This window comes from Actinoallomurus sp. NPDC052308 (assembly GCF_040679195.1).
GTDB lineage: Bacteria > Actinomycetota > Actinomycetes > Streptosporangiales > Streptosporangiaceae > Actinoallomurus > Actinoallomurus liliacearum.
The window spans coordinates 50,057-76,475 of the sequence record NZ_JBFAUM010000028.1 but is presented as its reverse complement, the minus strand read 5'-3'; the positions used below and the strand labels follow the sequence as shown (position 1 = coordinate 76,475).

Genomic DNA, 26,419 nt, shown 5'->3' with positions numbered 1-26,419 from the left:
TTCACCTGGCGGAGGGCGTCACTCAGGCCGTCAGGGACCGGGAGGGTCCCAGGCCGCACGGGTTTCTCCGTCTTCCAGGAACAGTCCGAGTTCGAACGCCTTTCGCGTCAGGTCGGCCTTGTTGCCCACCCCGAGCTTGCTCCTGATCCGCTTGACGTAGGTGCTGACGGTGGCCTCGGTCAGCGCCATCCGCCGGGCGATCTGCCGGTGGGTCAGACCGGCGGCCAGCCAGCGCAACGTCTCCATCTCACGACGGGCGAGCGCGGGCGGTTCGGCGGCCGGGGACAGCCGCAGTTCGGTGTGGAGCCGCCCGGCGAGCTCCGGGGCGATGTGGACCCCGCCCTGGGCAACGGTGGCGATCGCACCGAGCAATTCCTCATCGCCGGTCTCCCGGGTGACGCAGCCGTGGGCGCCGGCCCTCAGCGCGGCGGTCACCGATTGTCGCCGTCCGAACTCGGCGACGACCAGAACCCTGCCGAGCGTGGCGAGTTTACCGATCACCTCGTCCAGGGTCCCCTCGGTCTCCGGAGAGGGGCCCAAGAGGATGACGTCCGGGCGCGGGCCCGCAGGGTCCAGTTCGGCGGGTTCGGCCACGACCACGACCGGGCGGACGGACGGACTGCCGGCCAGCAGGCTCTCCAGCCCCCGGCGGACCAAGCCATGATGCTCGACAACCGCAATTCTCGGCAGATAAGTCATCGGACCACCGCGACTCTTGGACCCCTGCACAGAATCACTCGATGAAATGAAAGATATTGAACCGACATCATCGATCACCGTTTTTTGCTTTTCTTATTTGATCGAGCCGCCAACGCGACCGATCAGCCTGATGAAGCGGATCAGCTTGGACCGGCTGTGGGCCCGCGACCGCCGGTACGGGTGGCGCGCGTCGTTGGGGCCATCGGAGTCGATGCGACTCAAAGTGATTGCACTCAGTGGCATCACCGTACAATATTGATGCCACTGAGTGCAATCGGGATAGGCTCGGGCCGTGGCCAGATGGGAACCCGACGCGTATGGACGCCTCCGCAACGCGGCGTTGGCGCTGTTCGCCGAACAGGGCTTCGAGAAGACGACGGTCGCCCAGATCGCCGAGCGAGCCGGCCTGAACAGGCGGACCTTCTTCCATCACTTCGCCGACAAACGCGAGGTGGTCTTCGCGGGACAAGGAGACTCCGGAGAGGTCATAGCCGCCGAGATCCGTGCCCAGCCGGAGGACGTCGATCCCCTGCGCGCCGCCACGGCCGGGCTCAGACTCGCCGCCGACACGATCTACGAGCAGTACCGCAAGGACGCGATCAAGCTGGACCACATCGTCGCTGCAAGTCCCGAGCTCCAAGAGCGCGAACTGGTCAAACGGGCCGCCCTCGCAGACAAGATCGCAACCGCACTCCGCGACCGCGGAACAGCCGAGCCGGCCGCCACCATCGCGGCCTGGACGGCGGTCGCGGTGTTCTTCGCCGCACGGCACCGCTGGAGCCAGGGCTCAGATCGACGCTCGCTGGCCGAACTCATCGAGGTGACTCTCGAGGAGTTCATCAGCGCAACAGCCGACCCGCCGCCGTCCATGTAAGCGCCACCCCCGCCGGACAGGATGGCCACCCAGCGGATGACCGAGGCGGGCGATCACCACATCGCAATGGCCGACATCAACCAGATGATCAAGCAATTCACTCACCCAGGTATTTCGCAACCGCAACCGAATCGAGCAAACGATGCGGAACGGATTCAGCCATACATAAAGTCTCACCCTTTAACGCCTCGCCCACGAGCGGCATAATTGCCAATTCCAGCTACGATCTTGCCAGTAGTCCCACGAGTTGAACGGCGGCTGCTCTGGCTCCATCTCTGCAACTCCGCCTACTTCATCCGCACCGACGACCTCGGCTGGTCACTCGATGAGTCCGAGATCTGGCTCAGAGAGGCGCTGTCCGTCGCCCTGCTCGACCATCCTCGGCAAAGCGACCGAGGCTCCGCCGACTGACGACCTATCAGCCCGTAGGTCACCGTCTGACACACGGCGCCGGCGGCCTCGCGCGGGAGGGGTTCATCGAGCTCCACTGCCATGTGCTGCCTCTCACGTCAGGGGTCTGCGGGAGTCATTCGTGGGATCGGAGGGGCCACGGGCTCCGGGTACGGCTGCTGTGTCTGTGCCGTCCGGACGGCTCAATGGACTTGGCCGCCGGTAGCCCGTGGCGACTGCGACGTCCCTGATCATCAATCGGCCGGTCGCGCCTCGGAAGGCCATTCACTGCCCATTCACTGCCCATCCGCTGCCCGGTGTGGCGGACGGATCGGCCGGAGGGCTCTCCGGCCGTTGGTGATCCTGGGCTAGCGTTGATCCGTGGCGATGCCGGGTGAGCGGTTGCGAGAGCTGCGCAGGCGTTCGTTCGTCGGCCAGGACAGTGAGGTGTCGCTGTTTCGGGCGGCGCCGGCCGAACCGGGCCTGATCTTCGTGCACGGACCGGGTGGTGTCGGCAAGAGCGCGCTGCTGGTGGTCGGCCCGGACTGCAAGAGCGATCTGGCACGACTGAAACGCCCCGCACGGCGGGCGTCATGGTCGCGGTTCAAGGAGCAGCGCCGGCACCTGGAATGGGCCGATGGCTTGGGGCCGGCCCGATGAGGGTGCGGCGCGTGCGGTCGCCGCGGTCGAGAAGGCGAGCGGGTTCGCCGCCCAGGTCGCCGACATCGAGGAGGTTCCGGCCTTCCACGGTGGGGGATGCGAGGGCCCGGGGGTGGCGTGGAGACCGCGGTCAACCCCCGGCGCCGCCACGGCCGGGCTCAGACTCGCCGCCGACACGATCTACGAGCAGTGCAAGTCCCGAGCTCCAAGAGCGTGAACTGGTCAACGGCCATCTCCCCCTGACAACAGGACAGCCACTCGGTCGAGGTGCTGATGTAAGCACAGAAGGACTGCGCGCTCTTTGAACCCCAGCCCGCGAAAACCAGAGACTGCTTGTACACCGAGTGGCGGGGCGCCACGCAGTATGTGTGGATGCTGAAATTCGGCTAGTGATCACGGTCGGTGTCGATCAGCGGACTACTCACGGTCCTTTTCCCGCACCCACCCTGTCTGCGTATCACCAGGATGTGCGCGACCGGAGGGTCGGTGCGCAATAAGAACCTGTTCGGCGCCCGATTGTGGTCATTATCGGTAGCCGCACTCCCGCGAAGTAGCGACGCGATGACGGACGGTTGCATCCCGGCGGATACGCCTTATCTACTGGGACGGTCGGGCGGCACACCGGGCAGCTTGGGTTGCACCCAAGAGAAAGGCGCTGAACCTGATGCATGCACGGTGTTTCCTTCTTGTTAATACTGCATTTCGCCATTGCCTCTCGGAAGTCAAGTGTTGTAACTTCACTTCGAGAAAGTATGGCGAATCGACCCGCGACGGTGAATCTCTGTGAAATCCAGCCTGCCTGTATCAACCAAGGAACTCCTGCCATGTGGTGCCACGACGAAGTGTGTCCGTGGCGGGTCCGGTGACGGGGCCGCGAGCCTGTCAGGTGCCGGTCCGCAGGCGAACGCCCGACAGATGGGGTGGCGCACATCACGGCACAGCATGGCCCGGTACGCGGTGACGGGGCATGAGACAGCGTGTGTACAGGCCGGTCTGGCGCGGCTCCATGACAATGGGCTGATCACACTCGAGGCCCCTGGCGTGTCCGACGTATCGGTGGTCCTGCGGCCCGCCACGGGTTCGGCCCCGGATCAGGCCGCCGTTGGGGCGATGTCGGTCTTGAGGGTGGGCGCCTGGCGGGGTGAAGCAGGCCGGCCGGAGCGATCTCCCGAAGCGGGCCGTCCGGCACGACTCCGTGCTGCCACCCACACGGGTGTCGTGCCGGCCGCCACTGGTGGTGCGTCGTCGGCGGGTGATGTGTTCGCTGCCCTATCCGGTGGCGCCATATCGGTGGAGCAGATCAAAGACGATGCCACCGCGGCGGCCGAATGGGCCGAGGAAGCTGATCGCGCTCGGCTTGACGGTCGGGGTCCAGTGCCCACAAAGGCGTGGGGTAGCCAGTTCTGCTGGTCATTCCTCGGAGAGTTGACGCGCCGCTGGTCCCCGACACGACCGTTGCCGAGTATGCGATCGGCTCTGCGGTGGCCATCTTTCGACGCGTGGACGGATGTGATCGGTCCGCTGGCAGAGGCCAAAACCGGTACGCGCGTCATTGTCCGGTTGGGGAGCCTCTACGGGCCCGGTCACGCCTTGCTTGTGTACAACGCCGGTATACAAGGACTAGTGCTGATCTATCCCGATCAGCACGCGAAAAAGCCCGACGGCTTCATCATCAAGGTCGGCACCAAGCAGGAGATCATCGACTGGCTCTCCGGCAAGGCCGGCAGACCGCATCGCGTTCTCGGTACACGGGACCGCGTCCTTGGCTCAGCAGCGGGTCTCCCACTGATCAATCCCCGCGCGCACTTTCAAGCAGCGAATGGCCAAGAAATCCACCTGCTCAAGAAACAGCCCAGGCCGGCATCGAGGTCGACCGCCCAGGCCGTGACCGACGCCACCCACACCGGTACCGGCATGACCCCGTTCAAGCCGGAAAGACGCCCCCACGAGGAGGCCGTCGAGTCCCTGGCCGCGTCGCTGACCGCGCTCGTGCCCGAGTTGGAGGCCCTGACCCGCTTTGCTACCCACCAGGCCTCCCCCATTCCGGACGACGCCCTGCGGAAGAACCCGCTGCTGCGGGCACTGGAGAAGAACAGCATCGCTCTGGTCGACGAGGCGGCGACGGCGCGCTCGTTCATCGATGAGGCGAGGACCGTCCTCGCCGGCACGGTCGCGGCGGACGCCGGGCGGCTTGCCAGGATGCGAGGGTTGAGCCAACGGCTCCGTGATGAGATCGATGCGTTCGGCCGCACGCTGGACGAGCGTGGGCGGATCCTGCGGCTGCAGGAAACCGCGGTGGAGCTGCGCCGGCTTCTGAGTGGCACAGTGGCCTCGGGCCGGGTGCGCCGATGGGTGGGCCGTGAGGTGCGGCGCTTGGAGGCCGAGGCTGCGCGGGAGTTCGAGGGCACGCCGGGCGATGGCGCCGTCCTCACGCCGGAGCAGCGGGCGGCTTGGATCCGGACCCGGATCGAGCATGCGGTCGTACGTCATCAGGCCAGGCTCGCCTTCCGGATGGAGAGCCGGGCGGCGGCTCGGCGGATAGCGGGCGCTCTGACCTCGGCACGAGAGCCCACTCCGGAACAGGTGGCCCGCTCACTCGAAGAAGTGATCGCTCAGCCACCGGACCGGGGAACGATCAGCCCGAGGATCGATGGTGAGTGGGCGCAGCGGTTGGCGTACTTTTGGCTGCTCCACGAGCGGGCACAGCTCGATGTCGCGCTGCTCGGTACGGACCCGCCCACGCGACGCGCGAAGCGGGCCGAGTTGCGGATCCTCTACCTTGCCCTGCGGCAGCGGCTGTCCGAACTGTTGGGTGCCGAGGCGGCTACGGACGCGATCCTCGAGGCCGAGCTGGCCGAGCTGAGCGACGCTCTGCTGTCAGCGATCAGGCCGATCGAAGCGGCGCGGCGGGAGGAGGAGGCCCGTACCGGTGTGCAGCCGTCGGAGGTCGTCCCGTCCGAGCCGGAGGCCCGGTACCTCCTGCCTGCGTATCTTCGCGGTTCGCTCGGTCCGGAGCTGGTCCAGGAGGTCACGCCGGAGCTGGCGACGGCGTTCGCCGACGAGGTCGTGGCATTGTTGCCGCAGTGGCTGCGGGCGCACTACGCGGACCGCGTCCGCGAGCAGATCACGGAGGATTGGCTCTTCGACAACTGGGGAGACATCGCGGGTGGCGCGGCGCCATTCCGCCTCGGATCGTTCCACGTGACGTTGTGGGCGCAGATGAGCGGCGGATCCCAGCTCGGTGAAGAGATCCATGTGCGGCCCAAGCACACGACCGCTCTCACCACGGGCTCTCGCGCGGGTCGCGTCCATTTCTACATGTCCGACGGGACACTCAACGTGGCGTGGGCGATGGACGCGTTCGGGGGTAAGCACATCGGTGCCCTCGACCTGCACGGTCACGACGCCTTCGGGGGCGTGGCCACCTATGGCTGGGCCGACCACTACGAGAAGCCGCAGTCCGGGTACGGCGCGCGGATCGACCAGACGGTCAAGGGCAGCACCTACCGTGCGGTGCCGTTCGGGATGAGCGTCCAGGCCTTCGCGAAGGTCGAGGTCGTCGGGCTGCCGGGATTCTCCTGGTCGCGGGACAACACCGAAGCGGCTCCGATCCTCGGCAACGGTGTGAAGCTGGCCGTCTCACGGGAAGTGCTCTACCCGTTGAACGAGGCGGCCCGCGCGGTCTCACGTTCGGTCTTCCCCAGCCTGCGCGACGGCCGCTGGGAGATCATCCCGGCGAGCCGGGTGACGCGCGGTGAGCCGATTCGCCTGCCGCGCTGGTCGTGGGTTCAGGCGTTCGACGGTGCCCGTGCGCTGGCCGCGGCGGTCGCCACGGCGGTCGGCGCCAAGCCAGGGTCGGAGCGGGAACGCCGGGTCCAGGCGGCGATCACCCCGGAGACGGTCATCGCGGCGTTCCCGCTGGCGCGGAGCAGGCGCGGCTGGGAGATCACGCTCGGCGCACCGGGTGATGGGCCGGATTCCGTCACGGTGCGGTTCGAGTTCGTGAACCCGGGCCTGGTGCTGCGGGGTGACAGCGGCACCTGGGCCGACTACGCGCAGACGCTGGTCACCTACCAGGACGTCGTGACGGCGCACGCGGATATGATCGACATTCCGCCGACGCTGATGTTCGCGGCGTTGCAGCTCTACCACGACAAGGCGATCGGCGACGTTCACCCGGACTTTCATCTGCTGACGTACTTCATGCCGTGGTTCTGGCGTGAGGCGGCGCGAATAACGTCCGGGCTGAGCGGCGACGCCAACGAGATGTCCAGCGTCCGACTGGTCGGGGAGCCCACCGCGCTCATCGCGGTCAAGACCAGGGCGGTCATCGAGGTCGGGCATGGGGGCGGCTCCCCGGCAGTCGTCGATCTGCCCGGCGATGGCACTACGCTGCGGGTGCTGGACCGGGACCTGCCGCGGTGGTTCGGCGACGAGCTGCCACCGCTGCTCAACGGGCCGGGCATCGAGACGCCGGAGCAGCGGCTGATGGCGCCGAAGACGCTGGAGCGATGGTGGCCGGCGTGGATGTGGATCGCCGACCTCGGCGAGAGTCTGGAGAACCTCTACCAGCCGCTGGTCGACCAGATCAACCAGCGGTATCCGGGCGCTCTGCCGTACCGGGCACCGGGCCACGCCCGTAAGTGGGTGACCAGCCCGATCGCCGAGGCGAACCTGCGAGCGTTGAAGCAGGCCCTGTCGAAGGAGCAGTTGGCCACGAGCCTGCCGCGCATGCGCACGACCGGCGTACCGATCACGTTGCAGTGGAAGCAGTACGCCGGCCTGACCCGCCAGGTGTACGTGTGGCTGCGGGCGCGACCGGTGGACGAACCACGGTTTCAGTACCGGATGCCGGACGGCGAGCAGGACCTCTCCACCATCAACACGCATGACCTGACCGGCTCGAGCGAGCAGATGTGGGGAGGCTGGTGGGGTGCGCAGTTCGTCTTCAGCCTCGCCGCCCTTGGGCTGAACGCGCTGGAGGCGACGGAGTTCCGGCCGATTCTCGCGGCTCGCCTGGCCAAGACCTTCGGGATCACCTCAGGGCACTTGATGTGGTCGATGTTCGGAGCCGCGATCGACGATCTGGCGGTCTACGACCAACACGTCCAGATCGAGGCGAGTATCAGCGCCGATCCCGTCCCGCGTGACCCGACCGTCGATATGCCCGGTGCCTACCCTCCGGATGACGGGGACGAGGGAGTCATCCCCGGCCAGCACGTCGTCGACATCACCGAGGAACCGCAGGACGGGCACGACCACATCGTCGTGACGATAGAGCGCGAGGACCCGAACGTCCAGGTGACCGACGACGGGCGGGTCATCGCCACCGATGACATCACGTTCACCATGCCGGTGCAGCTCACCATGAAGCCGGTCCCTGGCGAGGACGGGCAGATCACCTGGGTGCCGTTCTATGACATGGCGGGTGACCACCCGGTATGGGCCGCGGAGGAGGGCCGGGAATGGCCGGACCAGTCGGTGCTCCTGCCCTACCTCGGTGGCGTACGGGAGGAGATCGAGCGGGCGTTCGCCGAACGCTTCGGTGTCGAGTTGCCGGCTTGGGAGCAGGTACGGCTGACCGATTCGATCCATCTGGTGGCCGCCCGCATCCAGGATCTCCAGCACCCGGCGGCCGGGGACGAGCAGGGCTGGCCGATCTGGGAGGGTAAGGTCGGCTTCCTCGAGCGGGACGTCCTCCATGGGCAGTGGGGTGAGGCCGACGCGAGTGTGCGCATGAGCGCCCGGGTGGTACGCGCGGAATCCGTCACGCTCGCCGATGGCGCCGGCACCTACAACGAGTACGGGAGCCTCGACCTTCACGGCCTCTACGAGGAGTCCGGCAAGGGCGGGCAGCTTGGCCTGCGGGTGCGGTTTCCGATCAGCCTGAGCGAGGACACGACGTTCACTCCCCAGCCCCAACTCCTCCGGCGGGTCGAGAACAACCGCGGCAGGAACTCCGAGCTGTCCGGCTCACGCAGCCGGATGACGCTGGACATATCGGCGGGAACCAGCTTCGTGGTACTCGGCAGCGCCCAGATCGAGTTCGACGTCACCCTCGCGGTGAGCGGCGTCACCGCGGATCCGAGTCTCACCATCGGACGCGACGGATGGTTCGTGCACAGCGCCGAGCAGGCCGACGAACTCGGCCTGGTGCCGGCGCACCGGAAGACCGGCCAGGCCCCACCGGACACCGCCCCACCCGAGACGGCCACCGGGACGACGGCCGTACAGAAATGGCCCGGCCCCCGGGTCAAGGACAAGGAATTGTACGTGCCGAGCTGGCTGCTCGACGGCGAGCACGGCATCGGCAACGCCGGCGTTCACCGATCGCCCCGGACGCGGGAGTTCGCAAAGAAGATCTACCGGAAGGTCAAGGAGGCCTGGGGGCACCACGTCGCGGCTGAGCTGGACAAGGAGATGATCAAAGCGCTGTCCTCGGCGGGCTCGGTCGTGGTGATCGACGGCGGCCTGGCGTTCGACGTACCGCTCGGCGACCACTTCCCGATGCTGCGGACCGGAAGCCTGCGGGTAGTGCTCAAGGGCCGCCTGAAGGACCCCGGCTACCAAGGCATCAGCATCGACCGCTTCCACTCCGGTTTCCAGGTGAGCGGGGACCGCACCCGGGAGAAGACCAAGGACCGGCGCGTCCGCTGGGCCGCAGACGCGCGGGGCTGGATCATTCACGACCTGCACCCCGCCAGCGGCGGAGACCCGAACTCCTTCTGGTACAACCACACCTACAGCTATGGCACACAGAACGAGCGGAGCCGCAACGAGTCCAGCAGCGCCGAGTCCAAGGTCTCCCACACCGGCACCGGCAACTTGGCCCTGTCGTGGTTCGGCGTCGACTTCACCGCCGACCTCGAGCTGAGCGAAGCGCCAGTCCTGCTCTTCGACCTCGCCACACTCGGCCTCCTGCACACCTCACGGTCCCTGCACGTCGAGCACGCCCAAAACGGCATGGCCGTCCAGCTTCATCTCGACCCTCACCTGATGACCGCGGAACCACCCCCGGTTCCCCCCATGACCGTGCTCCCCAGCCCGGCCAAGCTGCCCACCGTTCTGGACCGCAGGGCCCCGCGCGAGCTGTCCGACGCTCAGCGGCGGGAGCTCGGCGCGACGCCCCCGCGACGCCTCCGCCCCGGCACGACAGCCGACGCCCTGCGACACGCTTTTCGGATCCCGGCCGAGGCGTTCCAGGACGCCCAACTGATCGGCCTTCCCGGATTGGACGTCCTGCAGGGACTGGCCAGCGACCTGATGGGCGCGCCAGGCGGCGAATCGTGGTTCTACGCCTGGGGCGACATCTTCCGGCAGCTCACCTCCACGATCACGCAGACGCAGTTGTCCGGCCGGCCGGCGGAGCTGTTCGGCTCGGGGGGACTCACGCTTCCGATCCGTGAGCCGGGCCGGTTCGGCGGCTACCTCGGCACACTCACCCTCGCAGTGCATTCCCTGGAGTTCACGTTCGAGACCACCACCCCCGAGGTGATGATCCGCAACGCGAAGAACCGCGCGTTGGTCGTCCGGACCAGCGGCGGCCGCAGCAAGGTGACCTTCCACTCGCCGTGGGCGCTCCTGGACTTCCAGATGGGCGGCCGCCCAGCCGACGGAAACAACGCCGCCGGGCCGTTCTTCGGCGTGGACTACCTGGGCGTCGACACCACCGTCATGGCCGACCGCGGCGCCAAGACGGCGTTCGAACGCGGCCCGAAGACCACCGGCCGCAACGTGACCCTCGTCGGAGTCAAACCGACCTATCTGCTGATCTGGCAAGCGAAGTACCGCGACCCGTGGTTCGTGGAATACACCCCGGACGTCAGCGAAGAGAACGGCGCCCTGCTCCGCGTACCGACAGAGAATCTGAAGCACTGGCAGAAGGCCCCGTGGCACGACCGCGACCTGGAGGCCGTCGTATCGACGACCGGTTGGATAACCACCGGCGATGCCGTGACGCGCCTGCAGGGGACCTCCCCACCCGCCGTGGCCCCGACCCCGGATATGCCCGGGGCCTACCCTCCGGACACCGAGGACGAGGAAGACGCAGTGGAGGTGATCGCGGCCAACGCCGCCTCCGGCCACGGCGAGGTCCTGGTGGGCGGCGGCCAGGAAATCGCCGATCCGGCGATGCGCCGGCCGCCGCCCGGTCTGTCCAGCGGCAATCCCCTGCAACGTAGTCGAGGATTCCGACGCATCGCCGCACACCCTCCACTTGACAGTGCGACGGTGAGGGATGAGAACAAAGTGGTCGATTCCAACGGCGTGATATGGCAAACACCTTCTGCCAGCGGCGACGGCGAGTTCTGCGTCAATGTCGCCGTGGCCTGGCTGAAATAGGCCCCATCCTCCTGCGCGGGGACACAGGCCGGCCGCCCCGGCTTGCACGCCGGGGCGGTTCGCGTCTCTAGGCAAGGTCCGAGATCTACCGCGGGGCGTTCCCGGGGGCGGGGCAGGCAGCGGAGCGCGCGTCGAGCAGGCGGCGGCGCAGCGCGGTCTGCTGGATGGCGGGTGGGTCGTAGGCCATGTCGAGCGTCCCGATGTCGGTACCGGGCGGCACGACCGCGTCGATCTGGTCGAGGATCTCATCGGTCAGGGCGGTCTCGGCCCCTGCGAGCAGGTCGTGAAGGTGGTCCATGGTGCGCGGTCCGATGATCGCGGAGGTGACGCCGGGGTGGGTGATCGCGAAGGCGACTGCAAGGTGCGTCATCTTGATTCCGGCTTCCTCGGCGAGCAGGATGAGCTGTTCAACGGCGTCGAGTCGGCGCTCATCACTCAGGTGCTTGAAGCCCGCCGTGGCGCGGCGGGTGTCGGCAACTCGCCCCTTGCGGTAGCGGCCGGTGAGTAGTCCCTGCGCCATGGGACTCCATACGAGCGTGCCCATGCCGTACTGCTCGCAGACGGGCAGCACGTCACGCTCGATTCCGCGGTTGAGAATGGAGTAGGGCGGCTGCTCGGTGCGAAAGCGCTGCAAACCGCGCCGCTCGGCCACCCACTGCGCCTGCACTATCTCGTGAGCCGGCGTGCTGGAGGAGCCGATGGCTCGGATCTTGCCCGCGCGCATCAGGTCGGTGAGTACCGACAAGGTCTCCTCGACATCGGTGCTCGGGTCGGGGCGGTGCATCTAGTACACGTCGATGTAGTCGGTTCCCAGGCGGCGCAGGGAGTCTTCAATCGCACGGGTGATCCAGCGGCGGGAGTTTCCCTGCATGTTCGGGTCGTCACCCATGGGAATGTGAGCCTTGGTGGCAACCACGATGTCGTCGCGGCGGCCCTTGAGCGCTTTGCCGACGATCTCCTCGGACTCTCCGCGAGCGTATGCGTCTGCGGTGTCAATGACGTTGATGCCCGCGTCCAGCGCCGCGTGAATTAGGGATGGTTTCCCCTAGGACCGCAACGGAACGCCGTTCATGTAAAACGACATGAAGCAGCGTTCCGTTGCGCGAAGGGGGTGAGTTGCGTGGAAACTGGCCAGTCAGGAGCACAGAGCGCCACGTGCGGCGCGATGTGCAGCGTAATGGCGAGCCACAGATCTAGAAGACCGCAAGTGGATTGACCGGGAGTCCCGTGGCGCCGCGCACGGGAATCGTGCCGAGCGCGAACAGGAAGCTGTAGCGCTCGATTTCGGCGCACACCCGCGCCAGCTCGGCCACGTTGACGCAGTCGATCAACGGCATCCCCAGCTGGGCGAGCGCGATGCTGTGCAGCACAGGCAATCCGGCTGACGGTCCAGGGAGTTTGTCGCCGATGTCGCCGGCGTACAAGCACACTTCACGCTCCGCCATCCATTCGACGGCGCTCAGCGACGTGGTCGGCAGGGGGCCGAAAGGGTCGTCGGCGGCGACCCATCCCCCGCGCACTACCAGCGCGTCACCGGACTCGACTCGCACTCCCTGGCGCTTCTCGGCCGCCGCCAGGTCGTCTGCGGTCACGGCATGGTTTTCGGCAAGCCGCCCTCCCGGCGCCAGGTCGAGCAATACCCCCCGGGTCACGATCCCATCGACGAACGCCGACGACGAACTCCGGCTGACCGTCGCCCCGGCGGTCGCCTCGGCGAGTGGGACTCCGGGGTAGACAGTGTTGTCGGTCGGTATGTGCGCCAAGGCGTCGATGTGCGTCGAACGCGCGTGGTGGACGTTGATCAGCAGAACATCGGTCAACGCCTGGGTGGGCGAACCGGTGAACGTCATCATTTGCAGTACTGCGGAAGGCATGCCGTGCTCGCCGAAAGCGACCGGCGCGGCCATGGGCACCGGTGTGATCGGGTGAGCCAAGGAGACAACACGGCCCGTCCTGGCTTCGGCCACGCCGCGGGCACGCGCTGCGTCCGTGATGAAATTCAGGGTGCCTCGATCATCGTCAGCCCCCCATCGGCCCCGATTGGTGAGCGGCTTCTCTCCTCGCGGCCGAGCGATTTCGTTCGTGTCCATCTTTCCTCGCAGGTTCGTGGTCGATTTGATAGAAGTGTCGGCTCAGCGCGGCTCGGCCGGCGTCGTGAACGTCGAGGACATCAGCCGGGCCGTTGAGGGCAGTGGTCTGTCTTCCTACTTCAGGCGGGCAGTCCTGGGCTCGCCTCGACGAGTTCGGCCGCGGGTTCGGTCGTTGCGGACGTTGGCCGATGCGGTGTCGCTCATGAGAATGATTGCTCTTCGGGATGGGCGCGCAGGCTGGTTCTGTGCGACGATCCGCCAGGGGAAAATCCGGAACACCGCTCCAGAACAAGATACGGAGCTTTGCTCCGCATTGCAACCGGAGGTGGAAAGCCCCGTCCGCGGCCGAGTGTCGTCGCACATCGTGCACGCGCCGGATCGGGGAGCATGCCGGACGAGGCGTGGCTGATGCTGGGCACCGTTTCGTGGTCACTGGTCGGCTGCCGGCGTGACGGGCGAACCCAGCGTGACGGGCGTACACCGGTTTCGCGGAGGAAGACCGCGGACAGGTGCGCCGTACTGAGGAACCCGCACCGCTGCGCCGCCTGCGTGACCGTGACACGACGCCCGCCGACTGTTATCCCGGGGTGCCGTCTTCGGTCATGGCCTGGGTGCCGATGACGTTGAGGAGCCTGAGCCGGTCGGCGGCGTCGCTGCCACGAGCGGCGGTATAGGCGACGATGCGCACATCGCTGCCGGGAGCTATGAGCACGTCACAGTCGAAGGTGAATGTGCCAAGATCGGGATGGTAGACGGTCTTGGTGTCCGACTCATGAACGCCCACGACGCCCGTGTCCCACAGGCGCGCGAAGTCGGTGCTGACACCCCGCAGGTCCTTGATCAGGGAGCGCAGGCCGGCATCGGCGGGGTAGCGGGCGGTCGCCGCCCTGAGATCGGCGACCATGGCCGCCTCGAACCGGGCCTCCTGCTCAGGGGTGTGGCTGACCCGGCTGGGCAGACCGGCGAAGTGCCGCCAGACGGTGTTGCGCTCGCGTCCGCGCAGCGCGGACAAGTCTCCGAACAGGGCAGCCCACAACGGGTTCCACAGAATCAGGTTCCAGGCGGCGTCATGCACGCTCAGCGGTGAGCCATCCAGCTGGTCAAGCAGCCTTCGGACCCCCGGCGGGATGTGCGCCGACAGCTGCCCGGGGCCCGGCGCCGGCTGGCCCGCGAGGAGATACAGGTATTCGCGCTCGGCTGCCGATAGCCGCAGGGCGCGGGCCAGCGCGGACAGGACTTGTGCCGACGGGGAGGTGGCCCGGCCCTGTTCCAGGCGTGTGATGTAGTCCACCGACAGGCCGGCGAGCTGCGCCAGTTCCTCGCGGCGCAGTCCGGCGGCCCGCCGTACCCCGCCTGCGGGCAGTCCGACCGTGGCGGGGGCGATCCGGTCCCGCCAGCCATGCAGTGCTCTGCCCAGTTCCCTAGATTCGCTCACCATCCCAGTATCCGGCCGCCGCGCCCGGGACAGCCTGGTACTGCTGGTCCGCTGGCTGAGGCGGGCACTGCCTGTTCGTCTGTGGTGCGACGACAGTGGAGACATCACCGACCCACCAATCACGGAGTGAAGACTTGACCACCACATTGATCACTGGAGCGAACAAGGGCCTCGGCTTCGAGACGGCTCGTCGCCTGATCGAGACAGGGCACACCGTCTACGTCGGGGCACGCGATGCCCACCGCGGCCGAGCGGAGGCCGAGAGGCTCGGCGCCCGCTTCGTTCAGCTCGACGTCACCGACGAGGATTCCGTCAAGGCTGCCGCCGAATTCGTCCGCGCGGACGCCGGCCGCCTCGACGTCCTGGTCAACAACGCCGGGATCGTGGGCGCGCGCAAGCCGGTCGGCGAGGTCACCGGGTCCGACATGCTGACCACGTACGACACGAACGTCTTCGGCGTCGTGCGCGTCACGCACGCCTTCCTGCCGCTGTTGGAAGCAAGCGACGCCCCGGTCGTCGTCAACGTCAGCAGCGGTCTGGGCTCGCTGGCGGCGACCGCCGACCCCAGCCGGGTGGAGTTCCGGGTGACGTTGCTGGACTACAACTCCTCCAAGACCGCGCTGGTCATGGTCACCTCGCAGTACGCCAAGGCTTTCCCCGCCATCCGGTTCAACGCCGTCGACCCCGGCTACACCGCCACCGACCTCAACGGCCACCAGGGCACCCAAACCGTCGAGGAGGGCGCGGAGATCATCGTCCGCATGGCCTCGATCGGCGCCGACGGCCCGACCGGCGGCTTCTTCGACAAGACCGGCCCGGTCGTCTGGTGACGATGCCGGTCGCTGATGCGTAGGCGGTGGCAGCCGCGGCGACGCCTGGCGAACCATCCGAGAGGTCGCACGGAAAGGGACCCTGGGCGGCGGGCGCCTCGCCGCGCGGCAGAGCCCAGCCGAATAGCCTCCCGCAGGAATCCGATCGGGCCCCGATGCGGGCCGGGATGGCCGGCGACAAGGCGGCTCAGTTGCTGCGCGACGTGGAAGACAGGGCTGCGGTTCCGCAGCCGCGAAGTCGCTCAGGCCCCTGTACGCGTCCTGGGCTCGTCACCATCGGTTGACCCAGGGGCGCCGTGCGCGAGGCCGGCGAGGAGTACGTCGACCATGTGGCGGGCGCGGTAGCCGGGGAAGGTCCCGGCGCCGATGCACAGGTTGCCGATGGCGATCATCAGGTCCAGCGGGCGTACGTCCGCACGGATCTGACCGGCGTCGACGGCCGCCCGCAGCAGCTGATCGAGCACCGGGACCAGGCGGTCGACGAACTCAGCGTGCAGGCTCTCGTAGCCCGCCTGGTCCGAGTGCAGCGCCTCGGCCAGGCCGTGCTTGGTCACCAGGAAGTCCGTGAACCGGGCCACCCATGACCGCAGGACGGCGTAAGGGGTCTCGAGGTCTTCGCCGGAGGCGCTGGTCGGAGTGGCGGCGAGCGCGTCGACCTGGTGGCGGAAGACCGCGACCACCAGGTCGGGCCGGGTGGGGAAGTGCCGGTAGACGGTGCCCATTCCGACGCCCGCCTCGGCGGCGATCTCCCGCACCGGAGCGTCGACCCCAGCGCGGGCGAAGACGGCCGCGGCCGCGTCGAGCAGGGTCTGCGCGTTCCGGCGCGCGTCGGACCGCTTGCGCCGATCGCTCCCGGTCTGCGGCGTGTCAGTCGATGACATTACGGGCACCTCCAGGCTTGCCAAGCGGAGCAAAGCTCCATATATTCCAATCGGAGCGACGCTCCGGAACTGAACGCGCCAGCTGGCCGCAATTATCCCTCCCGCTAGCGAGGACCCCCATGAGTGACATCACATCACCCCCTGCCGCCGATCCGACCGCGCCGGTCGTCTCGGTCGCGCCGATCAGGCTCGCGGCCCCCGACCGCGGCCAGGACCTGCTTGTACGGGTCTCGGCGCCGACGAGCGGTCGCGACCTGCCGGTCGTCGTCTTCTCCCACGGCATGACCTTGACCATGGACGACTATGCGCCGCTGGCCGGCTTCTGGGCCTCCCGCGGGTTCGTCGTCATCCAGCCCACCCACCTCGACTCCCTCGGTCTTCCCCCCGACGACCGGCTCACCCCGCACCTCTGGCGCATACGAACCGACGACCTCACCGGCGTCCTCGACCAGCTCGACGCCGTGGAAGCCGCCGTGCCCGGCCTGGCCGGACGCGTCGACCGTGACCGCATCGCGGTCGCCGGGCACTCCTGGGGCGCGCAGACCGCCAGCACACTCGTGGGCGCCCGGGTGGTGGACGCCGACGGCACACCCGGCGAGAGCATGGCCGACCCGCGCGTCATGGCTGCGGTGCTGCTCTGCCTGCCCGGGACCGGTGGCGAGGACCTGAGCCCGATGGCCGCCCAGTACTTCCCGTTCATGAGCCCCGATTTCACCGAGCTGAAGACGCCGAGCCTGATCGTCGCCGGGGACCACGACGACTCCCCGCTGACGGTCCGGGGCGCGGACTGGTTCACCGACGGCTACCGCCTCAGCCCCGGCGCCACCGACCTGCTGACCCTCTTCGGCGCGGAGCACGGGCTCGGCGGCATCCAGGGCCAGTACGACACGCGGACCACCGACGAAAGCCCCGAGCGCGTCGCTGTGGTCCAGCAGGTCACGCTGGCATACCTGCGCACCGCGCTCGGCCTCGACGACAACGCGTGGGCCGCCGTCCGCGACTCCCTGACCACGACCAGCAACCCGCTGGGAAGAATCGACTCGAAGTGACCGTCCCCGTCACGTCGACCCGCGGCCCCAGCTTCGGGATCATGACCGCCCCATCCCAGGTCACCTACCAGGACGTTCTGCGGGTCTGGCGTGAGGCCGACCGGATTCCGCAGATCGAGCACGTCTGGCTGTTCGACCACCTCATGCCGCTCAGCGGCGACCCGAACGGGCCTACCTTCGAGGGCTGGACACTGCTGCCCGCTCTCGCAGCCCAAACCGAGCGACTGCGTCTGGGGGTGATGGTCACGAGCAACAGGTTCCGCCCGCCGGCCATCCTGGCCAAAATCGCCGCCACCGTCGATGTCGTCTCCGGCGGCCGGCTCGAGTTCGGCATCGGCGCAGGTTCTCGGCCCGACGTGCCGCTGGCCCAGCGCGAGTACGAAGCGCACGGGCTCCCCTTTCACGATGCCGCCCATGCGGTCGAGAGCCTCGCCGAGGCATGCACGATCATCCGCAGACTGTGGACCGAAACCGAACCGTTCGACTTCAAGGGCGGCTATCACCGGCTGACGGGTGCGTTCTGCAGTCCCAAGCCCGTGCAGCGGCCCCACCCGCCGATCGTGATCGGCGGCCAGTCCACCCCGACGCTACGCGTGGTCGCCGAGCACGCGGACCGATGGAACATGCCCGGCGGCAGCATCGACGTTGCGATCGCGCGCAATACCAAGCTGGACCAGTTGTGCGCCGAGATCGGCCGGGACCCGGCCGAGATCACCCGATCCATCGTCCTGCCGGCCTCCTATGACCGGCCTGACGATACCCGCCACGCGATCCGTGCGGCCGTCGACAGCGGGTTCAGCCACATCGTGCTCGGACTGGCCGCGCCTTACCCGACCGGGGTCGCACGCTGGGTCACCGACACCTTCATCGGCCCTCTCTCCGGCGAGAGCTGAACCGACAGGCCACCGCCTACAGCCACACGGCGGCGGCATCACCGCCCCCTGAACCGAGGAACCACCGATGACCAGGACACACCCACCGCTCGACCCGGAGCTCGCCGCAGTGCTGACGGTCGTACACGAACATCTTTCACCGACCATCACCGCCGGAGACATCAAGGAACTACGAGCCAACCCCATGTTCGCGGTCGCGGACGAGGACCTGACGCGCGACGGGACCGTCGAACTGCAGGAGATCTCCATACCGGGTCCGCCGGGCGCCCCCGAGGTCTCGCTGCTCGTTCTCAGGCCCGTGGGCCTGGCGGCAGGAGCGCCTGTCTTCTACTACATGCACGGCGGCGGCATGATCATTGGGAACAATCGCACCGGAGTCGGCGGCGCGCTCGACTGGGCTGTCGACAACGGCGCCGTCGTGGTGTCGGTGGAGTACCGCTTGGCGCCCGAACATCCCGACCCGGCTCCGATCAAGGACTGCTACGCGGGCCTGGTGTGGACCCACGAACACGCCGCGGAGATCGGCGGCGACCCGAACCGAATCGTCGTCGCCGGGGCGAGTGCAGGCGGAGGGCTCGCGGCCGGCGTGGCACTGCTCGCCCGCGATCGCGGCGGTCCGCGGCTGTTCGGTCAAGTCCTCATGTGCCCGATGCTCGACGATCGTTTCGTCACGCCGAGCAGCCGGGAACTCATTGGAGAGGGCATCTGGGACGCCACCAGCAATACGACCGGGTGGAACGCGTTGCTCGGCGAACGCAGAGGTGGCAGCGACGTCAGCATCTACGCGGCGCCGGCGAGAGCGACCGACCTGGTCGGCTTGCCCACCTCATTCGTCGATGTCGGCTCTGTCGAAACCTTCCGCGACGAGGCCATCGACTACGCCACTCGGCTGCTGCAGGCCGGCGTTCAGTCCGAGCTACATGTCTGGCCAGGCGGCTTCCATGGATTCGACGGCATGGTCCCACAAGCTTCGCTGTCACAGACCGCGTCCGCGACTCGAGCCGCCTGGATCCGACGGCTCCTGGCCGCGGGCTGACATCAGGGTCGTTGCAACCCTGTTGACCAGATTGCTGTAACGAGACGCTCGGCCGGGGCCATCCCGGTCGAGCGTCTCGCGCGGGCGGCTGACGGCGCAGGACATGCGGGGTGATGCATCGTCTTGCCCCTGCTCTTCGAGTGACGTTGCCCGAGGCCACCGTCCTGGCCGACCACGCCTCTCAAAGCCGATCGCAGGAGGCCCTACCGCTCCGCCGAACGGGCGATGTCATTGAGTGAAGGTGCGCCGGTAGGCGGTGGGGGTGGTGCCCAGTGCGCGCCGGAAGTGCAGCCGTAGGTTGGCGGCCGTGCCCAGCCCGCACTCCTGCGCCACCCGGTCCACCGAGTAGTCCGTGGTCTCCAGCAGTTCCCGCGCCCTGCCCAGACGGGCGCCCAGCAGCCACTGCAATGGGGTCGTGCCCGTCTCTTCGGTGAACCGGCGCATGAACGTACGCTGCGAGAGGCCCGCGTGCCCGGCGAGCACGCGCAGTGTGAGCGGCTCGCCGAGCCGGTGCAGGGCCCATTCGCGGGTCTCGGAGAGCGACGCTTCACCGGCCTCCGCGACGGGAGCGGGCACGTACTGGGCCTGCCCCCCGTCGCGGTGCGGGGCGGCCACCAGACCGCGAGCGATCTGGTTGGCCACCACCGCTCCCAGGTCACGGCGCACGATGTGCAGGCAAAGGTCGATGCCGCAGCACACTCCGGCCGAGGTGAGCACGTCTCCTTCGTCGACGTAGAGCACGTCTCGGTCGACCTTGACGGCGGGGAAGTCCCGCTCGAGGTCCTCGACGTGTTTCCAGTGGGTTGTGGCGTGCAGCCCGTCCAGCACGCCCGCGGCGGCCAGCGCGAACGCGCCCGTGCAGATCGACGTCACTCGCCGACCACGGTCACGGGCCTCGGCCAGTACGCCGAGCACGGCCTCCGGCGGCCGGAGGAGCGGCTCGAATCCCGGCACGATCACGGTGTCGGCGGCGCGCACCTGCTCCAGTCCCCCACCGGCGACCAGAGTGAAACCCGCGGTGGTGGTCACCTTCGAGTCGAGTGCGCACACGGTCATCTCATAGGGCGTCTCCGGCCGGGCGTTGAAGATCTGCGCCGGGATGGCCAGGTCGAGCGGGGTGACCCCGTCCAGCGCCAGCACAGCGACTCGATGTACCGCCATGGCAATATCCTAACGAAAGTCGGCAAAGTTGCCACTCGCCGGGTCAGGGCGGTGACGGCCAACCTGGAGAACATGACCGGACCGATCCCCACCGATCAGGCCGGCGCGGCGACCGCCGACCTGATCGCGCTGCCCGGCACGCCGCTCGCCGAGGCCATCGTGGATCTCATCCGACCTGTGGAACCACAGTCGGTGTTCAACCACAGCATCCGCAGCTATCTGTTCGCCCGGCTGGTGGCCGCTCGCCTCGCGCTGGTCGCCGACCGCGACTACAACGACGACCTGCTGTTCGCGGCGTGCGCGATGCACGACCTCGGCGTGGCGTCGGACGGCCCGCACCGTCAGCGGTTCGAGGTCGAAGGCGCCGACCGGGCCGCCGAATTCCTCATCGAACGTGGAACGCCCGCAGCCGACGCCGATGAGGTCTGGCAGGCCATCGCCTTGCACACCTCTCCCGGCATCGCGGAACGCCGCGGCACCCTGTGCGTGCTCGTCCGCGAAGGCGTCGCCCTCGACTTCGGCGGCCCGCTCGGCGGCGACCATTTCGAAGCCCTTGCCGACGAGCAGGCCGACGCCGTCCACGCCGCCTATCCACGGCTGGAAATGATCCGCTCGCTCACCGACGCGATCGTCGCGCAAGCCGCGAAGAACCCGAAGAACGCACCTCGCTACGCGATCCCCGGTGAATTCCTCCGCGAACGGGAGGCCTTCGGCCAGACCCGACTGGAGCATGCCTGCCGTACGTCCCGATGGGGCAGCTGACTCCCGAACTCCACTACCACCGCTCAGTCACCAAAGAGAGGGAATCACCGCAATGACCACCTACACCGTCGAGATCCCCGAGGACTCCGCAGTCTTCGGAAAGACCACCAGCGCCTTCTCGAGCTTCGGCTATTCCGCCGCGGTCCGCTCACATGGCCAGCTCTTCATTGCCGGAACGATCGGCCGCCGCGCCGACGGAACCATCGCGGAAACCGTCGAAGAACAGACCGAAATCGCCATCCGGCGCATCGAGGAGATCCTTCGACTGGAGAACCTCGACCTCACCGCCCTCATCGACGTCACCAGCTACCACGTCGATATCCGCGAGAACATGTCCGGCTTCCTCGAGGCCAAACAGCGCCTCATCAAAGCCCCCTACCCGGCCTGGACGATCATCGGTGTCAGCGGCCTCGCCAGCCCGGGCCTCCTCGTCGAGATCCGTGCGATCGCCACCTATCCCGACACCGCATCCCGATAGACCGCTGCTCCTGGGCTCGGGGCCGACCCCGAGCCCAGGAGCCCGTCACCATTGCATTGAGATCCGTCATGAAAACTTCGGCTCAGCGGGACGACGACGTCTCCGCGACCGCCCGGCGTCCCGGCCTCGTCGGCCTTACGCTGCTGGCCTCGATGGTCGTCTCATTCCTGGCCTCCTCGAGTGCCCCCACGCCGATCTACGCCATCTACGCGGGCCGATGGCATCTCTCCCCGATGACCACCACCATCGTCTTCGGCAGCTACGCCCTCACCGTCCTGGCCGCGCTGCTCATGCTCGGCCGGACGTCCGAGCACCTCGGTCGCAAGCCCGTGCTCCTGGCCGCGCTGGCGTTGCAGATCGCCGCCATGGTCGTGTTCATCACGGCCGGCGGCATCGGCGCCCTGCTCGCCGCGCGGATCCTGCAGGGCGCCGCCACCGGCGGCGCGCTGGGCACACTCGGCGCCGCGATGCTGGACATCGACCGCGAACACGGCACACGCGCCAACACCATTGCCCCGGGACTGGGGTCCGGGGCCGGCGCACTGCTGTCCGGCCTGGTCGTCCAGTACCTGCCGGCGCCCACGCGACTCATCTACGTCATGCTCATCGGGATCTTCGTCATCCAGGCCGCCGGAGTGGCGCTGCTCCCGGAGACCGCCGGCCGCAGGCCCGGGCTGCGCTCCGCCCTCGTACCGGAACTCGCGGTGCCACGACACCTGCGCGGTCCCCTGCTCGCGGTGGCGCCGGTGCTGTTCGCCGTGTGGTCGCTCGGCGGCTTCTACGGCTCACTCGCCCCCGCGCTCGCCCGCCGGCTCTCGGGCTCGACGTCCATGGTGATCGGCGGCCTCGGCCTGTTCGTACTCACCGTGGTCTCGACCATCACCACCGTCGCGCTCGATCGCACACCGCCCCGGACCGTGATGTTCCTCGGCATCGCGCTGCTCGTGGGGGGCTCGCTCGGGACCCTCGTGGCCGTCGAGTCCTCGTCGGTCGCGGGCTTCTTCGCCTGCACCTGCGTGGCCGGGGTCGGTTTCGGCGCCGGGTTCCAGGGCGGGATGCGCACCGTCGTGCCACTGGTCGCCGAACACGAGCGCTCGGGCGTCCTGTCGATGGTCTACGTGATCTGCTACCTGGGCATGGGCCTGCCGGCCATCATCGCCGGCATCCTCGTCGTGCACGGCGGTGGCCTGGCCGCCGCCACACGGGACTACTCGCTGTTCGTGGTGGCGTTCGCCGTCGCGACACTGATCGCACTCCTGCGTACTGGCCGTACGGCACGGCCGACGCGCCAGACGCACGTGACGTGCGAATCCGAAGCCTAATCGCGACTGGACGAAATCTCGATGTTCGTGGCGCCTGGACCCGGCGACCGGATGGCGGCCTCACCACCACGGGCGGCGCTGTGGATGCGGATTCGAAGGCCCCCATGCCGATGGGACGTGGTCCTCTGCCCGTGTCAAGCCGTCGTCGGTCTCGATGGTGGAAGTGAGAGTGGGTGATTTTTTGGATCCCGTTGAGCATCATCAAGGCCGACACCAGCGGGTTGGTCGGTCATTCGGCTGTTCATCCGGACATGGTGGCCGCAGCCCCTCCGTCAGCACCAGGACGAAGCTGATCGAAGTGACCTACAAGCAGCGACGGCTGGGAGGCCCCGACCCGGACGAGCATCCGGGATCTGATTGTCCGGATGGCCGCCGAAAACCCCACGTGGGGCTACAGGCGCATCGCCGGTGAACTGGCCAAGCTCGGCCGCTTCATCGCCCCGGCGACGGTGTGGCCGGCCTAAAGACGGCCGGCTTCGACCCCGCACCGCGCCGTAGCGGGCCGACCTGAGGTGAGTTCCTGCGGTCGCAGGCCGAAGGGATTCGGGCGTGCGTCCACGTCCTGGGCGTCACGGCGCACCCGACCGGGCCGTGGGTCACGCAGCAAGCCCGCAACCTCGTGCTCGGGTTCGGTGAACGCGTCGGCGAGTTCAAGTTGTTGATCAGGGACCGCGACCGACGGTGGGTCGGCAGCGTATGCCGCGAGGTACTCGACCGGACGCTTATCCTCAACGCCCGCCACCTGCGCAAGGTCCTGGCGGAGCACGAAACGCACTCCAATGGGCATCGCCCGCACCGCGCCCTGAACCAGGGGCTGCTGGTCGTTCACCCGCGTCGACGACATGCTCGACTTCTTCCGCCCCAGCCCGAACAGTCCGCGAATCGAGCCGGTGTACTGGTCGGAGAAGCTGGTCCCGGGCTCCGGCAGCGAGGTCAAGGAGTACGACGCCGAGCGCGCCCTGGCCTACGTGCGGCAGGCTGTGGCCGACGCGGTCGAGGCACACGGCCCATGCGGAGCGAAGCCGTCCGTGGCGCCGATACGGGCGCTTCGAGGGGGACGAGGGTTGTCGCGCTCCTCGAAGCGCCTGGAGTATGGCCTTTCGCGACTGTCAGATGGTGGGGTGCTGGTCACGGACGGGGCTGAGCGACTCCAGCAGCGACGCGATGTGCAGGATCGTCGACTCGGAGTACCAGTTGGCTGCCAGCTGCACACCGATCGGCATGCCGTCGCTGCTCGTGCCGAACCGCATGGACAGGGCCGGGAGTCCGGTCAGGTTGAACGGGATGGTCGCCGTCTGTATGTGGGCGGCGTCCACCGTCTGACCGTTGATGGTGAACTGGGTGAGTCCGTGTTCGTGGGCAGGGATGGGCAGGACCGGAAGCAGGAGGACGTCGTACTGCTGGAAGTACTCGGTGAATGCGTCCCGGAGACGTTCGATGCCCTGTTCGGCCAGGACATAGTCCTCCACGGATGTGTCGGGGCCGGCGAGCATGGACTTGGAGACCTGGGCCATCTGGTCCTCGTGACCGGCGGTGACGTCCTGGAAGGTCGGCTTCACCTCCATGACGTGCTGCCGGTAGAAGAGGTCGAGAGGATTGTCCCGCTCGAGCGCCGGGATGCTCACAGCCTCGACCTGAACCCCGGCGCCCTGCAGGGCTTCGGCGGCCTTCTGCACGGTGGCGGCGACCTCCGAGTCGATCGGGCCGAGTCCGGAGTCGGTCAGCCAGCCGACGCGGACGGGCCGGTCCGGCGACGCGCCCAAGCCGGCGTCGAACTCGCGCGGAACGGTGGCGAAGCCGTCGGCGCCGTCCGGGCCGGATAGCACCGAGTACGCCAGTGCGAGGTCGCGGATGGTACGGGCCATCGGGCCGACGTGCCAGTCACGGCGCGGCACCCGTGGCCAGACCCCCGTCATCGGGATGCGCCCGTGCGTTGCCTTGAGGGCGACGATGCCGGTGTGAGCAGCCGGCCCCCGCACCGAGATGGCCAGGTCGCTTCCGAGCCCGAGCGGCGACATACCGGCCGCGATCGCCGCCGATTCCCCGCCACTGGAACCGCCGGGCGTACGGTCGAGGTTCCAGGGGTTGTTCGTCCTGCCCGTGAGGAGGTTGTCGGACTCGGTCGAGTACGAGAACTCCGGGAGGTTGGTCTTCGCGAGGAGGATCGCACCGGCGCGCTTCATGCGCGCCACGCTGGTGGCGTCCGTGTCCGGGATGCGGCCCTCGAAGATCGGGGAACCACGCTGGGTCAGCACACCGGCGGTGTCGAACGAGTCCTTGACCGTGAACGGCACGCCGTGCAGCGGCCCGACCTCCACGCCCGCCGCGAGCGCTTCGTCCGCGGCCTTCGCAGCCTCCAGAGCACCGTCGGCGAGCGTAACGATGGCGTTGACCTTCGGATCGGTCGCCTTGATGCGATCGAGGTGCGCCTGCACCACCTCGACGGATGACACCTTCCTGTTGCGGATCAGTTCCGCGAGTTCGCTCGCGTCGGAGTAGATGAGGTCGGTGGTCATGCTGATGTCCTTATTAGACCGGTCTACTTCGATAGACCAGTCTACTACTGGCTGCCGCCGAGGCCGGTGTGCCGCAGGCGGCGGGGGCTTGTCAGACGTGGAGGACCTGGCGCGTGACAGTCATGGCGCGGTCGAGATGCTCCGGGCTGCGATGGATCTTCGCCATCATGCTCGCTCCGAGCCACAGACTGTACAGAGCCTCGGCCGTCGTACGGGGGCTGTCATCGACGGACACGGACCCATCCGCGACACCGTCGGTGATCATCTGCTCCACGCGGTCGACGATCGCCGTGGTCCCCGTTTTCGTCGCCACTCTCATCACCTCGGAGAGATCGGCGATCTCCGCACCGAGCTTGACGACCAGACACCCGCCCTGACAGTTGTCCACGACCTGCGTGTCGTAGAAGTTCTGCCAGTACCTCATCAGGCGCTCCGCGGACCTCTTGTCCTTATCCGCAACGATGCCGTCCATGGTCGCGAGGTAGTCGTCGAAGTAGCTCTTCATCATCGCCTCGCCGAAGGCGTCCTTGGAACTGAAGTAGTGGTAAAAGGACCCCTTCGGGACGCCGGCCGCGGCGAGGATCTCATTGATGCCGACCGCGGCGTAGCCCTTCGCGGCCACGATCCGCCGTGCGGCATCCAGAAGGCTCTGGCGTGTTTCCATCTTGGTGGCCGGCATGACTGAACCGTAGCATCGGATTAGACCAGTCGTCTAGAGCGGGATTTAGACCAATCGTCTCGACGGTGGAGTGGGAGCTGGGCCAACTACATGCCGGCCGGATCGGACTGGCAGCGGGATGCTGGGCCGGTTGCCGGCCAGCACGCAGAGCCGATCTGACGGCCCTACGCAACGTCGATCGGCGCCTGATCGCGGGAAACCGTCAACTGCTCAAGGCCGCGGCCCGGCGCGCCACCGCTGGGTAGCGCCATGCGCCGCCATCGTCGACCGGCTCACCTCAACGGCGCCATCATCGAAACCGGCACCGCCTCCTACCGTCTCGCA

General features: G+C 67.9%; 19 protein-coding genes and 1 pseudogene. 11 read left to right on the top strand and 9 right to left on the bottom strand.

All coding sequences use genetic code 11. The features are described from left to right. Positions 1–30 precede the first annotated feature (30 nt). Positions 31–657: a response regulator transcription factor gene (locus AB0L00_RS38175; RefSeq protein WP_364442355.1), complete on the bottom strand. Its 627-nt coding sequence runs from the start codon at positions 655–657 to the stop codon at positions 31–33. Between the two features lie 334 nt (positions 658–991). On the opposite strand from AB0L00_RS38175, the gene AB0L00_RS38170 reads away from it, so the two are divergent. The 4 genes from AB0L00_RS38170 (at position 992) to AB0L00_RS38155 (ending at position 10,963) form a co-directional block, all read left to right on the top strand. Then, positions 992–1,573: a helix-turn-helix domain-containing protein gene (locus AB0L00_RS38170; protein WP_364442354.1), complete on the top strand. Its 582-nt coding sequence runs from the start codon at positions 992–994 to the stop codon at positions 1,571–1,573. Between the two features lie 228 nt (positions 1,574–1,801). Continuing rightward, positions 1,802–1,984 carry a hypothetical protein gene (locus AB0L00_RS38165; protein WP_364442352.1) on the top strand — a complete coding sequence of 61 codons (183 nt, stop codon included), beginning with the start codon at positions 1,802–1,804 and terminating at the stop codon, positions 1,982–1,984. A gap of 360 nt (positions 1,985–2,344) precedes the next feature. After that, positions 2,345–2,623, top strand: coding sequence for a hypothetical protein (locus AB0L00_RS38160; RefSeq protein WP_364442351.1), 279 nt, complete (start codon positions 2,345–2,347; stop codon positions 2,621–2,623). Between the two features lie 1,623 nt (positions 2,624–4,246). Continuing rightward, positions 4,247–10,963, top strand: coding sequence for a hypothetical protein (locus tag AB0L00_RS38155; RefSeq protein ID WP_364442350.1), 6,717 nt, complete (start codon positions 4,247–4,249; stop codon positions 10,961–10,963). 85 nt (positions 10,964–11,048) lie between these two features. Here the strand turns inward: AB0L00_RS38155 and AB0L00_RS38150 are convergent. The 3 genes and pseudogenes from AB0L00_RS38150 to AB0L00_RS38140 form a co-directional block, all read right to left on the bottom strand. After that, positions 11,049–11,993: pseudogene (locus AB0L00_RS38150) on the bottom strand (aldo/keto reductase). 163 nt (positions 11,994–12,156) lie between these two features. Next, positions 12,157–13,053 (bottom strand): cyclase family protein, encoded by an 897-nt coding sequence (locus tag AB0L00_RS38145; protein ID WP_364442348.1) that lies wholly within the window; start codon positions 13,051–13,053, stop codon positions 12,157–12,159. Positions 13,054–13,630: 577 nt separating this feature from the next. Further along, positions 13,631–14,488, bottom strand: coding sequence for a helix-turn-helix transcriptional regulator (locus AB0L00_RS38140; RefSeq protein WP_364442346.1), 858 nt, complete (start codon positions 14,486–14,488; stop codon positions 13,631–13,633). 134 nt (positions 14,489–14,622) lie between these two features. On the opposite strand from AB0L00_RS38140, the gene AB0L00_RS38135 reads away from it, so the two are divergent. After that, positions 14,623–15,318 (top strand): SDR family oxidoreductase, encoded by a 696-nt coding sequence (locus AB0L00_RS38135; protein ID WP_364442345.1) that lies wholly within the window; start codon positions 14,623–14,625, stop codon positions 15,316–15,318. 242 nt (positions 15,319–15,560) lie between these two features. Here AB0L00_RS38135 and AB0L00_RS38130 read toward each other — a convergent pair whose 3' ends face one another. Continuing rightward, positions 15,561–16,199 (bottom strand): TetR/AcrR family transcriptional regulator, encoded by a 639-nt coding sequence (locus tag AB0L00_RS38130; RefSeq protein ID WP_364442344.1) that lies wholly within the window; start codon positions 16,197–16,199, stop codon positions 15,561–15,563. 119 nt (positions 16,200–16,318) lie between these two features. Between AB0L00_RS38130 and AB0L00_RS38125 the strand changes: the two genes are divergently transcribed. The 3 genes from AB0L00_RS38125 to AB0L00_RS38115 all read left to right on the top strand — a co-directional run bounded on the left by AB0L00_RS38125 (position 16,319) and on the right by AB0L00_RS38115 (position 19,177). Continuing rightward, the gene (locus AB0L00_RS38125; RefSeq protein WP_364442342.1) at positions 16,319–17,248 is read left to right on the top strand and encodes a chlorophyllase; all 930 of its coding nucleotides are present in this window, start codon (positions 16,319–16,321) and stop codon (positions 17,246–17,248) included. Further along, on the top strand, positions 17,245–18,141 hold the full coding sequence (locus AB0L00_RS38120) for an LLM class flavin-dependent oxidoreductase (RefSeq protein WP_364442340.1): 897 nt from the start codon (positions 17,245–17,247) through the stop codon (positions 18,139–18,141). Before AB0L00_RS38125 ends, AB0L00_RS38120 begins: the two co-directional genes overlap by 4 nt. A gap of 184 nt (positions 18,142–18,325) precedes the next feature. Further along, positions 18,326–19,177, top strand: coding sequence for an alpha/beta hydrolase (locus tag AB0L00_RS38115; RefSeq protein WP_364442338.1), 852 nt, complete (start codon positions 18,326–18,328; stop codon positions 19,175–19,177). 228 nt (positions 19,178–19,405) lie between these two features. Here AB0L00_RS38115 and AB0L00_RS38110 read toward each other — a convergent pair whose 3' ends face one another. Further along, positions 19,406–20,338 carry a helix-turn-helix domain-containing protein gene (locus AB0L00_RS38110; protein WP_364442337.1) on the bottom strand — a complete coding sequence of 311 codons (933 nt, stop codon included), beginning with the start codon at positions 20,336–20,338 and terminating at the stop codon, positions 19,406–19,408. Here AB0L00_RS38110 and AB0L00_RS38105 point away from each other — a divergent pair. The 3 genes from AB0L00_RS38105 (at position 20,327) to AB0L00_RS38095 (ending at position 22,900) form a co-directional block, all read left to right on the top strand. Further along, positions 20,327–21,100 carry an HD domain-containing protein gene (locus tag AB0L00_RS38105; RefSeq protein ID WP_364442335.1) on the top strand — a complete coding sequence of 258 codons (774 nt, stop codon included), beginning with the start codon at positions 20,327–20,329 and terminating at the stop codon, positions 21,098–21,100. The two genes, AB0L00_RS38110 and AB0L00_RS38105, sit on opposite strands and share 12 nt — an antisense overlap. A 52-nt stretch (positions 21,101–21,152) precedes the next feature. Then, a complete protein-coding gene (locus AB0L00_RS38100; protein WP_364442334.1) occupies positions 21,153–21,578 on the top strand; it encodes a Rid family hydrolase in 426 nt (141 codons plus the stop codon). Positions 21,579–21,646: 68 nt separating this feature from the next. Next, a complete protein-coding gene (locus AB0L00_RS38095; protein WP_364442333.1) occupies positions 21,647–22,900 on the top strand; it encodes an MFS transporter in 1,254 nt (417 codons plus the stop codon). Positions 22,901–23,360: 460 nt separating this feature from the next. On the opposite strand, the gene AB0L00_RS38090 is transcribed toward AB0L00_RS38095, so the two are convergent. The 3 genes from AB0L00_RS38090 to AB0L00_RS38080 form a co-directional block, all read right to left on the bottom strand. Further along, the gene (locus AB0L00_RS38090) at positions 23,361–23,837 is read right to left on the bottom strand and encodes a hypothetical protein (protein ID WP_364442332.1); all 477 of its coding nucleotides are present in this window, start codon (positions 23,835–23,837) and stop codon (positions 23,361–23,363) included. A 172-nt stretch (positions 23,838–24,009) separates the two neighbouring features. After that, positions 24,010–25,416, bottom strand: coding sequence for an amidase (locus AB0L00_RS38085; protein ID WP_364442329.1), 1,407 nt, complete (start codon positions 25,414–25,416; stop codon positions 24,010–24,012). 91 nt (positions 25,417–25,507) lie between these two features. Continuing rightward, positions 25,508–26,095, bottom strand: coding sequence for a TetR/AcrR family transcriptional regulator (locus tag AB0L00_RS38080; RefSeq protein ID WP_364442327.1), 588 nt, complete (start codon positions 26,093–26,095; stop codon positions 25,508–25,510). Positions 26,096–26,419: the final 324 nt, after the last annotated feature.